The organism is Kitasatospora sp. MBT63, from assembly GCF_000710465.2.
Taxonomy (GTDB): domain Bacteria; phylum Actinomycetota; class Actinomycetes; order Streptomycetales; family Streptomycetaceae; genus Kitasatospora.
In genome coordinates this window covers 1-10,597 of the sequence record NZ_JAIZ01000131.1, presented here as the reverse complement: position 1 = coordinate 10,597, position 10,597 = coordinate 1, and the positions used below count along the sequence as shown (strand labels likewise).

7 protein-coding genes and 4 pseudogenes are annotated in these 10,597 nt (G+C 71.0%); 6 read left to right on the top strand and 5 right to left on the bottom strand.

Annotation, left to right across the window (positions count from 1 at the left end; genetic code table 11):
* Window positions 1–68: 68 nt before the first annotated feature.
* Together AA75_RS44755 and AA75_RS50825 are read left to right on the top strand one after the other, a co-directional pair.
* Entirely contained in the window at window positions 69–242 is a 174-nt protein-coding gene (locus tag AA75_RS44755) for a CsbD family protein (protein ID WP_063794312.1), read from the top strand.
* A gap of 824 nt (window positions 243–1,066) precedes the next feature.
* A complete protein-coding gene (locus AA75_RS50825) occupies window positions 1,067–1,213 on the top strand; it encodes a hypothetical protein (protein WP_199520287.1) in 147 nt (48 codons plus the stop codon).
* Window positions 1,214–1,574: 361 nt separating this feature from the next.
* On the opposite strand, the pseudogene AA75_RS45325 reads toward AA75_RS50825, so the two are convergent.
* Window positions 1,575–1,754: pseudogene (locus tag AA75_RS45325) on the bottom strand (transposase); the annotation flags it as partial.
* A 100-nt stretch (window positions 1,755–1,854) separates the two neighbouring features.
* Window positions 1,855–2,373 (bottom strand): RICIN domain-containing protein, encoded by a 519-nt coding sequence (locus AA75_RS08730; RefSeq protein WP_033819259.1) that lies wholly within the window; start codon window positions 2,371–2,373, stop codon window positions 1,855–1,857.
* A 576-nt stretch (window positions 2,374–2,949) separates the two neighbouring features.
* Between AA75_RS08730 and AA75_RS08725 the strand changes: the two genes are divergently transcribed.
* Window positions 2,950–6,048 carry an AAA family ATPase gene (locus AA75_RS08725; RefSeq protein ID WP_033819258.1) on the top strand — a complete coding sequence of 1,033 codons (3,099 nt, stop codon included), beginning with the start codon at window positions 2,950–2,952 and terminating at the stop codon, window positions 6,046–6,048.
* 292 nt (window positions 6,049–6,340) lie between these two features.
* Here the strand turns inward: AA75_RS08725 and AA75_RS08720 are convergent, their stop codons facing one another.
* Together AA75_RS08720 and AA75_RS51720 are read right to left on the bottom strand one after the other, a co-directional pair.
* On the bottom strand, window positions 6,341–7,564 hold the full coding sequence (locus AA75_RS08720) for a barstar family protein (RefSeq protein ID WP_149038024.1): 1,224 nt from the start codon (window positions 7,562–7,564) through the stop codon (window positions 6,341–6,343).
* Between the two features lie 226 nt (window positions 7,565–7,790).
* Window positions 7,791–7,995: pseudogene (locus AA75_RS51720) on the bottom strand (IS5/IS1182 family transposase); the annotation flags it as partial.
* On the opposite strand from AA75_RS51720, the gene AA75_RS47200 reads away from it, so the two are divergent.
* Window positions 7,948–8,238 (top strand): hypothetical protein, encoded by a 291-nt coding sequence (locus AA75_RS47200; RefSeq protein WP_033819257.1) that lies wholly within the window; start codon window positions 7,948–7,950, stop codon window positions 8,236–8,238. The pseudogene AA75_RS51720 and the gene AA75_RS47200 sit on opposite strands and share 48 nt — an antisense overlap.
* Here the strand turns inward: AA75_RS47200 and AA75_RS45320 are convergent.
* Complete coding sequence (locus tag AA75_RS45320) at window positions 8,156–8,503, bottom strand: response regulator transcription factor (RefSeq protein WP_082526354.1); 348 nt, start codon at window positions 8,501–8,503, stop codon at window positions 8,156–8,158. The genes AA75_RS47200 and AA75_RS45320 overlap by 83 nt on opposite strands.
* Before the next feature lie 335 nt (window positions 8,504–8,838).
* Here AA75_RS45320 and AA75_RS08710 point away from each other — a divergent pair.
* Together AA75_RS08710 and AA75_RS50820 are read left to right on the top strand one after the other, a co-directional pair.
* Window positions 8,839–10,041, top strand: a pseudogene (locus AA75_RS08710) (IS30 family transposase).
* A gap of 49 nt (window positions 10,042–10,090) precedes the next feature.
* Window positions 10,091–10,303: pseudogene (locus AA75_RS50820) on the top strand (integrase core domain-containing protein); the annotation flags it as partial.
* Window positions 10,304–10,597 lie beyond the last annotated feature (294 nt).

Below are 10,597 nucleotides of genomic sequence, written 5' to 3'. Positions count from 1 at the left end.
GTGCGACCGCTCAACTGATCACAACATCACACAGGCCCTAACGGCGCCCCGAGCCTTGGAGGCCTCTGATGAGCACCCACGACAAGATCGAGAACACCGGCGACAAGGTCAAGGGCAAGGTGAAGGAAGGCGTCGGCAAGGCGGTCGGCAACGAGCGCCTGGAGGCGGAGGGCAAGGCCGACCAGGTCGAGGGTGACGTCAAGCAGGCCGGCGAGCACACCAAGGACGCCTTCAAGCACTGATCCACGTGAACGCCTGGTGAGCCCCGACCGAACACGGATGCTGTTGGTAAATCCGCCCCGTTGGATCTCATCCAGCGGGGCGGATTGGCCGGGTCAGGGGCGGCGCCACCAGGAGCGGGTGCGCTTCGCCTCGGCGGCCTCGGCTTCGACGGCGGCCCGCATCTGCTCGGCGGCCTCCAGCGCTTTCCGGTCGGCGTCGGCCTGGCGGCAGCCCGCCCCCCGTTCCTTCTCCTCCCACCGCTCGTCCGAGAACCGCGCCGAGCAGGGTGGCAGGCACGACGGCGCCGCTCCCGCTCCGCCTCCTCCCGCACCCGGCGGGCCCGATCCGCCGCGGCCTGCTCGACGGCCAGCAGCGCGTCGCCATCCGGGTTGTCGAGCGCGGCGGTGAGGGTGTGCCAGCCGCGGCGGCCGAGCCGGTGCCACAGCGGGGCGTCGGCGCCGAAGCGACGCAGCAGCGGCAGGGTGGTGGCGACGACCGGCAGGGCGCGGTGGTCGTCGCGGGCGTGGATCCTCATCGATGCCGCGCTCGACCGCCAGGCCCGCAACGCCAGGTGGTGGCACAGCCACCTCGCGGGCCCGTCCCCGCATAGCGGTCCAGGTGCCGCGCTGGACGTCGTACTCCTCGATCCAGCCGACCGGGCGGCCGGCGCGCTGGAGTTCCTGGACGCCCGGGTGGGCGGCCCAGGTGAGGTGGACCAGGCCGTCGTCGAGCTCCGAGCTTCGGGGTTCCCAGGCCGCGGGCGCTGGGAACGGTCCAGCCGGTCGGGCGCTTGAGGCCAGGTACGGCACCCCGGCATCGCACGCTCGGCACGGACCCGGTCGGCGTGTGCGCGCTGGAGGGCGTCCAGGGTTTCGCCGACGGTGCGGTGGGTGCGGGACCCGCTGGCGGGGTCGGTCAGGACCACGGCGGTCTGCTCGCCCTGGTGCTCGGCGGCGAGGTGCCCCGCCTGTCCCCAGGCACCGTCCGGTAGCGGAGCGGTCCAGCCGACCGGCCGGCCCCGGTGGAGCAGCTGGTGGACGTCCTCAGCCCGCGGGTCGTCCCAGGAAGCCACCAGCCAGTCCTCACCGAACGTCACGCTCCGGTCGTCCAGGCGGTCCGGCTCGCCGAACCGCACGGTCGGGAGCGTGCAGGCGGCGCGGCGAAGCACCTCGAAGTCCTCCGCCCGCTGCTGGGCCGTGGCGGCCGGTCTGCTGGCAGGCCGGGCGACCCGGGTCGCCCGGCCGCGTGACGCCCGGCCGCGGGAGACGGTGCGGATGTCGGTGTGGACGGCGGTGGGGGTCATGGCAGGTCCCTGAGAGGGCGTTTGATGTGAATGGATTGTCCTTTATGCCCTAGTATGTGCCTCGCCAGGTTGGTGTGCTCTCGTCCGTTATGCGCTTGGCGAGGTTGTCGATCGAGGCGATGTGGATCATGGCTTCGGAGCTGGCGGGCAGGGTCTCGTAGTCGCGGGCGAGACGGCGGCGCAACATGAGCCACCCCAGACTTCGTTCGACTACCCAGCGCCTTTTCACGGGGGACAGCGTCGAGGTGCAGCCGCCCTCGCCTCACTCACCGGCGAGGGCGGCTGCACCTCAGGTCTTCACCGAGTGGGACCCCGGCGGTTCTGCCAGGTCAGCCGGGCAGCTGGAACTTGACCCACTGCTCCGAGGTGCGACCGTCACAGCCCCAGATCTCGGTGGCGCTGCTGGTGCCGATCGCGTTGTTGACGACGTTCAGGCACAGGCTTGAGTTCGTGTTGAGGAGCGTTCCGTCGCTCCGGAGCTGCCACTGCTCCGCGGCGTTGCCGTTGCAGTCCCAGATCTCGGTGCGGCCGCCCCAGTCCTTGGAGTAGCCCGCCACGTTCAGGCACAGGCCCGACTGCGCGTTGCGGACCGTGCCGTCGCTGTTGAACACCCACTTCTCCGCGTTCTGGTCGAGGCAGTTCCAGATCTCGGTGCGGGCGCTGGCGGACGAGCTGTAGCCCTGGACGTTCAGGCACAGTCCTGCGCCCTTGTTCCAAAGGTGCGGCGTGTCGTCGGCGGAGGCCGAGGCCGCGGGAAGCGCCGTGAGCAGGGCCGTGGCGAGGCCGGCCGTGGCGAGGCCGGCCTTCAGGCGGCGCGTACGGCCGGTTGTCCAGGTGGATCGCGTCATGTGAAGAAACTCCTCGTTTGTTGTTCGTGGTTGATGGTTGCGCTGTTCCGCGTGCAGGCGGCATCCGGTGGGCGTTGCCGGGGTCGGCCGACCGCTCGGGTGGGCAGGCCGGTTGTGGGCGTGTCAGGGCGCCGGGGCGAGGGTGGGTTCAGGCTGCGGCGGGCAGGCCGGTGGTGCCGGTGGCCTGCTCCCGGAAGGCGAAGCGGATGATCGTTGGTTGGTGGCCTCCAATCGAGTCGAGCGGCCAGCCGTCAGGTACATGTCAAGTCGCACATGGCACCTGCAGCTGACGGCATGAGGAACCTGGCTGGGATGTGGAGATTCCAGCTGGAAGGCGGGGGTTCGCGCGTACCCCCTCCGGCCGCCGTACGTAGATAAAACCAACAGGCCAGGCGGGACGCCAGGACGAACAGCAGGACGAAATATCGAACGAAATTGTGTGCCTGCATACATTGAGCGGTGGCGGCTGGGGCCGGCTGCCGCTAGGGTCCCGATGGTTACCGGTTAGTAATGTCCTGTCGGTGATGCGTCGCTGGATGCCGGTCGTGCGGGGGGCTAGACAGTGGGGGTGTGCGGATGACGGCGTTCGGCGGGATGCTGCGGGGTTTGCGCCGGGCCGCGGGACTGACCCAGGAGGAACTTGCCGCGGCTGCTGGAGTCTCCGCGCGGTCCATCCGGGAGCTGGAGCGGGGACGGCGGGGGCGTCCGCAGAACCGCACGGTGCAGATGCTGGCCTCGGCGCTGGGACTGACCGGCCCCCAGACCGCTGCATTGCTGGCCGTCGGCCGCGCCGGTCCGGCAGGGATCCAAGTCGCCGATGACAAGGCGGCGGGATCCGGTCTGCTCGATCGTGACGGGCAGCTGGCGCTCCTGGAAAAGGCGGCCTGGATCGCCCGCAGCGGGCGCGGGCGGGTGGCGTTGGTGCGGGCCGGCGCAGGCATGGGCAAGACCTCGCTGCTGAAGGTCTGGGCCGAGCGGGAGCGTTGGCGCGGTGTGCAGGTGGTGCGGGCCGGCGGCAGCGAGCTGGAGGGCGAGTTCGCCTTCTCCATCGCCCGCCGGCTCGCCGAAGCGGTGCTGGGCAATGCCGGCGCGGCCGACCGCGATCGCCTGCTTGGCGGTCCGGCACATCTGGCCACCCGGATCCTGGCGCCCGGTGATGACCCAGGGTCGGTCGCGGAGCTGCCGGATGCGCAGATCGGTGTCATGCATGGGCTGTACTGGCTGATGGTGCATGCCGCCGATGCCGGCCCCCTGGCGCTGGTGGTCGACGACGCGCACTGGGCGGATCTTGCGTCCCTGCGGTGGCTTGCCTACCTGGCCCGCCGGCTCGAGGGCCTGCCGGTGCTGCTGGTCATGGCCGCCCGGCCCGCCGCCCCTGCGCACGCCGAGGCCGTGCTCGATGAGATCACGGCGCAACCGGACTGCCATCTGGTGGACCTACCCGCTCTGTCGCACGACAGCGCTGCCCGCCTGGTGCGCGCCGGCCTGGGCCAGCAGGCGCACGAGGCATTCGCCCGGGCCTGCGCGCGTGCGACCGACGGCAATCCGCTGCTGCTACGCGAGCTGATCCGCACCCTGGGCGAGAACCACATCGAACCGACCGGCGAGAACATCCACCAAGTGGCGGACCTGCACGGGCGTGTTCTGGCCACCACCGTACTCAAGCGCCTGACCCGTCAAAGTGAGGCGACCGTGGCCCTGGCCCGGGTGTTGGTCGCACTGCCGGACGGATCCCGTTGGGATCTGGCCGCGGACCTTGGCGGTATGGGGCAGGCCGAGACGGCCGACCACGCGGACGCCCTGACCCGGATCGGCGTGCTGCAGGCAGCCGACACCGTCCGTTTCACCCACCCCCTGATCCGCACGATGATCATCGAATCGATCACGACGGCCAGGCAGCTCGCAGACGCCCACGCCAGTACAGCCCGGATCCTGTACGAGGACGGCGCGGCCGGTGAGGTGATTGCCGCGCACCTGCTGCAGGCCGAACCCACCGGCGAGGCCTGGCGGGCGGAGGCCTTGCGCGAGGCCGCCCGTACCGCCACCCGGCGGGGCGCCCCACAGGAAAGTGCCACCTACCTACGCCGGGCGGTCCACGAGTGCCCCGAACCCGGCGCACGAGCACGGGTGTTCGCCGAGCTCGGCGAACAGGAGGTGGCCACCGACCCGGGCGCGGCGGTAGCCCACCTGACCCGGGCCCTGGCCCCGATCACCGACCCGATCGAGCGCGCACACACCGCTGCGACCCTGGCCGCCGCACTGTTTTTCCAGGACCGCCACGACCAGGCCATCGACGTGCTCGCCCGGGCCGTGACCGACCTGGAGCAGACCGGCACCCCGGGACGTGAGCTTTCGTGGCGGCTGCAGGCCCAACTGGTCCTCACCGGCTACGGCCACCCCGCCACCGTCGCGCACGCCCGGCAGTGGGCCGAACGCCTGCGCCGCCTGAACCTGCCCGGCGACACCCCGGCAGAACGCACCGTCCTGGCGGCCCTGGTCATCCCGGCGATGTCCGGCGAGGCCAGCGCCACGGCCACCAATGACCTCATAGACCGAGCGCTGCGCGGCGGCAGCGTCATCGACGGACCGGTCAGCATGCTGTTCGGCTACGCCTGCTTCGGCCTGGTGGCCACCGACCGGCTCGACGACGCAGCGGTGCACTACGGCCAATACGCCGACCTCGGATCCCGCCACGGCTCACCGTTGCTGTCCACCTTCGCCGCCCTGGGACACGGCATGATCGCCAACCGCCGCGGACAGATCCCGGTCGCCCTGGCCATCAGTCAGGCCGACCTTCCCGCCTTCGCCGCAGGCAAGGACCGGATCGCCCTGGCGTTCACCAAGCGGGCGATCACAGCCCTGATCGAGCGGGAAGAACTGGACGAAGCAGCCAGGCTGATGGACACCTACATCGGAGCCGACCTGCTCGACAACAGCTGGGACTGCTCGGCTCTGCTCGTCGGCGGCCAGCTTCAAGCCGCCCGGGGCCAGACCCACGCCGCGCTGGCCACCTTCCAGCAGTGCGCGACCCACGAACAGCGGGTCAAGATGAGCAACCCCGCCACGCGTGCCTGGAGATCCGAAGCCGCGCTGGCCCACGCGGCCCTGGGCCAGCGCGACCAGGCCCTCGCCCTGGCCCGCGAGGAACTGGACCTGTCCCACGCCTGGGGCACCCCCAGAGCCATCGGCGTGAGCCTGCGCACCCTCGGCGTCATCACCCAGGGCCGCACCGGACTCGACCTGCTCCACCAGGCCGCCGACCCCCTCGCCGGCTCCCCCGCCCGCCTCGAACACGCCCGCGCCCTCCACGAGCTCGGCGCCGCCGCCTGCCACCTCGACCACCCCGACACCGGCAGACCGATCCTGCTCCAGGCCCACCACCTCGCCCAAGAATGCGGAAGCCTGGCCCTGGCCCGCCGCACCCGCACCGCACTGACCGCAATCAACGCCGACCCCGGACCACCACCACCCACCACACCGATCCTGCCCGGGCTGGAATACAAGGTCGCCACCCTGGCCGCCACCGGCCACACCGACCGCCAGATCGCCCAATCCCTGATGACCACCCAACACGCGGTACAAGAAGCCATCGACAACGCCTGCCGACGACTCCACCTCCCCGACCGCACCCACCTGCCCGCAGCCCTGGCCAGCACCCACACCACCCGAAGGTGATGCTCCAGCGCGGCGTGGTCGTCTCCTGGGGGGCAGTCCAAGGTGGTGGTGGCGGGGCTTCGGCGGCTGACCCGGGGGAAGTCCTGGATGAGGCGGCGCGGACCGGGCGAAGTGGCGATGCCGGCGTCGGCGACGTTCTATCGGTTGGGTGCCCACACGGATGTCCGGCTGCCGTTCGCGACACAGCCGGCCGAGGCCGAGCCCCCCGGAGCCACGCCCTCCTCGCGAAGGCCCGCCGGCTCTCCCGCTCCAACCACCTCCCGGCACGGTCGCGGATTTTTCCGACACCCGTTCACCGGGGTGGCATCTGCTCGCTCTCCTGCAGCACGACCGCGACGCGGTGGCGTCCGAGCAGATCCATAACGCTCTCGGAGGAGGACACGGACTGCCCGGGACCGGCGCAGCGTTCCGTGAGCAGCGCCTGCTGGGCGGCGGCCCAGTGGTGCAGGACCAGGGTGAAGGGAGGCGTGGCGCCGAAGCCGCCGTACAGGCAGTCGTCGAGTGCGTGGAGGTCCTTCCCGAAGTAGCCGCCGGGGCCCGAGACGGCCTCACCGATCGCGCAGTGGAGGCCGGGGAGGTCGGTGACGAAGCTGCCGTCGAGGTGGAAGGTGCCGCCGGACGGGTCCGGCCGGCGTTCGTCGGGTTTCCCGGTCAGGCGTGCGGCCGTGTGGTCGAAGGCGAGCCGCAGCCACTGCGCTCTGCCTTCCGGTCCGTAGGCGGCCCAGAGGTTGGGGGTTTGCGGGGCGCCTTCGTACCAGGCATCCCAGACCGGCCGGGCCGCCGTGGGCGGTGGGGCCGGCACGCCTGCGGCCAGGGTGATGTCGACGAGGCCGGTGTCGACGCGGGAGGCTCTCGCTTCGGTGATGTGCAGCGGAAGGTCGAGGCGCGACATCGGCCGGCCCGACCGGTCGAGAGCCCAAAGCTGGACCCGGGGGACGGTGCCGTCCTCGTCGAGGGCCGCGCGCAGCGGCGCGGTGGGCGCGCATCCGATCAGTTCCAGCGGAACGGCGGGCGGCTCCGGGCGTAGGACCCCGAACAGGCCGCTGATCCGGGTGCAGGCCCCCAACTCCTCGTCGCTGCCGTTTCGGAGAACGAACAGCGGCCGAGGGGGAAGTGCGCCGGGTCCCCAGCCCGGCTCGGTCACGGTGGCTTCGACGGTGACATCGATGTGGCCGGTGTGTACGGAGCCGGCCGTGCGGGGGGTTCGGCCGGTGACGACCACGTCGGACAGCCCCCACCATTCGGTGATGCTCCCGGGCTGATCGGCATTGCAGACGTCCAGGCGCAGGTCGCCCAGGACGGCGCCCCCGGCTGTGTCTGCCGGGGCGGGCAGGTCCGGCAACGGGCCAGCGGGTGCCATGGCGTGGAACACCAGACGCTCTCTGAACGGGGCCGGGGGGTCTGCGAAAAGGCCTGAGACGTCCGCGCAGAGTGCCCACAGTTCGCCCTGGCCCTCGTCACCGACCAGTGCGAACTTCGCGGGGACCCCGCGCTCCCACCTCAATGCGTTCTGCACGCCGTCTCCGTCCAGCAGTAGCCCGACCGGTCGTCAAGAAGCCCGCCCGGGAGTGCCGGCACGCTCCACCTTCCTGATGCTGCATCACGGTTACGGGATTCGACCTCTGCTTCTATCGTGGACGTGGAGTGCGCGGGCCTGGCTGCGGTGTCTCCACCGCGCCCCGTGCAGATGGTGTGTCGGGGGAGGCCTCGTAGGCGTGGGAGGAAGCCGATGAGGCGGCGGTTCGGATCCGCAGCCGTCGGAGGCCGTGGATCCGGGCTGTTGGTGCGCTCGACGACCCGGCGGACTGTGCACAGGCGGGAGCGGTGCGGTACTCCGCGGCGGGCGATGACCGGCTTGATGCCTCACCTCCAAGGCAGGCGGCGGTACTCGTCGAAGTCGTGGCCGCGGTCGGCGAACAGCTGCCGGAGACGGCGAGGTGGGCGGCCGGCGGGTCGGGCGCTGCCGGTGGTGGCTCGGGGGCGTTCGAGCGGGGTGTGGCGGCGCTGCAGCGGTACGTGGAGCGGGAGCGGCGGATCGTCGTCCCCCGGGGCCGCATCGAGACGCTGGAGGGCAGCGAGGTGAAGCTCGGCGTGTGGCTGTCCAACGTCAAGACCCGCCGGGACCGCCTCGACGCGGCGCGGCGCGGGGTGCTCGCCGGGCCCGGGCTGCCCTGGGTGGTGGTGGCCTGAGCGTCGGCGGTCGGCCGGTGGCCGGGCTGTCCCCTGTCCGCGCGGCCACCGCACCATCCCGGCCCACGCTGCAGGTTCCCCCGTTGGTTCCGGGCATCCGTACGTCCATCAGGACCACGTCCGGGCGCGGCCGGTCCACCGCTTCGACGGCCGTTCGGCCGCTGTCGGCGTCACCGACCACGGTCAGGTCGTCGGCGGTCTCCAGGAGCATCCGCAAGCCAGCCCGGACGAGTGCCTCGTCGTCGACCAGCAGGACGGAGATCACCGCACCGTCTCCGTCGGGCCGATGCGCCGGCCACCGGTGCGGGCGGGTCCGCCGGGTCCGCCGACGACCCTCACGGTGGCGCGCGGGACTACCGGCGCAGCGCCGAGGACCGGCGTTTGAAGACCAGGGATGTTCCGGAGGGGCGGCGTCGGCAGTGGCGTGCTGACCGTGCGTTGCGGCCGGCGATGCGTTCGCCGGGACGGCCTGATCCGTCCCGGGTCGTGCAACGCCAGTTTTGGCACCTGATCGCCACGGGGGTCACGACGGTGGAGGCGTCACTGGCGGTCGGCGTGTCGTGGCCGGTGGGTGCGAGGTGGTTTCGTCACGCTGGCGGTATGCCTCCGATCTCGTTGGCCGAGCCCTCGGGCCGGTACCTCACGTTCGAGGGGCGCGAGGAGATCGCGATCCTCAGGGCGATGAGCAAGGGCGTGCGCGAGATCGCCCGCGCACTGGGGCGTGACCCCGGGACGATCTCTCGCGAACTGCGCCGCAACGCCGCCACGCGCGGCGGCAAGCAGGAGTACCGTGCGACGGTCGCCCAGTGGAAGGCTCAGCAGGCGGCCAAGCGTCCGAAGAGCGCGAAGCTCCGGGGTAACGACCGGTTGCGTGAGTACGTGCAGGACAAGGCTTTCGGGGAACGTTCACCGGCCTGACGGGACGGTCGTCGCGGGGCCGCAGACGCCTCCGTGGAAGGGGCTGAACAAGCCGCACCGGCAGGACAGGCGGTGGGCGACAGCATGGAGCCCGGAACAGATCTCGCACCGGTTGAAGGCCGACTTCCCCGAGGATGAGTCCATGCGCATCAGCCACGAGGCGATCTACCAGTCGCTGTTGATCGAGGGCCGTGGTGCGCTCAAGCGGGAGCTGGTCGCCTGCCTGCGCACCGGGCGGGCACTTCGAGAGCCTCGGTCGAGGTCACGGAACAAGCCTCAAGGGCATGTCACCGCGGATGTCGTCCTCAGCGAGCGTTCTGCAGAGGCCGGGGACCGCGCGGTCCCGGGGCATTGGGAAGGCGATCTGATCATTGGGACCGGCCGGTCCGCGATCGGCACGCTCGTCGAGCGCAGCAGCCGATCCACCCTCCTGGTGCATCTGCCGAGGATGGAGGGCTGGGGCGAGGTGCCACCCGTGAGGAACGGCCCGCCGTTGGGCGGTTACGGTGCCGTCGCGATGAACACCGCTCTGACCGAGTGGATGACGAAGCTGCCCCAGCAGCTCCGCAAAACCGTGACCTGGGACCGCGGGAAGGAACTTTCCGGGCATGCCCAGTTCGCACTCGAGACCGGGACGAAGGTGTGTTCTTCGCCGATCCGCACTCGCCCTGGCAGCGACCCACGAACGAGAACACGAACGGGCTGCTGCGTCAGTACTTCCCGAAGGGCACGGACCTGTCCCGGTGGTCCGCCGGGGACCTCGAAGCCGTCGCCCTGGCGATCAACAACCGGCCCCGCAAGATCCTTGGCTGGAAGACCCCGGCCGAGGTCTTCACCGAGCAGCTCCGCTCACTACAACAGCCCGGTGTTGCAACGACCGGTTGAACTCGCCCGGTACACCAGTCGTGAATTCGGCGATCTGGCCACGGAGTTCGGTGTCTGCTTGTCCGTCGGCCGCACCGGACAGTGCTGGGACAATGCGTTCGCCGAGTCGTTCTTCGCCACCTTGAAGCGCGAGCTGATCGGCGAACGGCCGTGGCCCAGCCGGGCGGCTACCCGCACCGCGATCTTCGAGTGGATCGAGGGCTGGTACAAACTACGCAGGCTGCACAGCACCCTCGGCTACCGCAGTCCCGCCGACTACGAGACCACCCTGGCGGCCTGGCCAACACACCGACGGTGTCCGTCGAAGCGGAGCAAGCTCACACCGCCCCCGACCGCCCCGACGATCCCTGGTGGTACCTGCACCTCCTCCAACAACGAGACGCCGCACGACACACCTGGCCACCAGTCCACACCCCGCAGGACCTCAAGTCCCCAACACCGACACTCGCCGCCCCACGGGGCCCGCTCGTCCCCCGACCCACCACCCCTTACCAGCAACCACCGAACGGGGCCTGACCCAAGGCCGGGTAGTTAAGGGATTTCCGCTGGTGGCAGT

What these genes read in the sequence shown, in the direction of transcription:
- AA75_RS08730 (WP_033819259.1), bottom strand. Translation starts at nt 2,373, where the DNA reads ATGACGCGATCCACCTGGACAACCGGCCGTACGCGCCGCCTGAAGGCC.
- AA75_RS08725 (WP_033819258.1), top strand. Translation starts at nt 2,950, where the DNA reads ATGACGGCGTTCGGCGGGATGCTGCGGGGTTTGCGCCGGGCCGCGGGA.
- AA75_RS44755 (WP_063794312.1), top strand. Translation starts at nt 69, where the DNA reads ATGAGCACCCACGACAAGATCGAGAACACCGGCGACAAGGTCAAGGGC.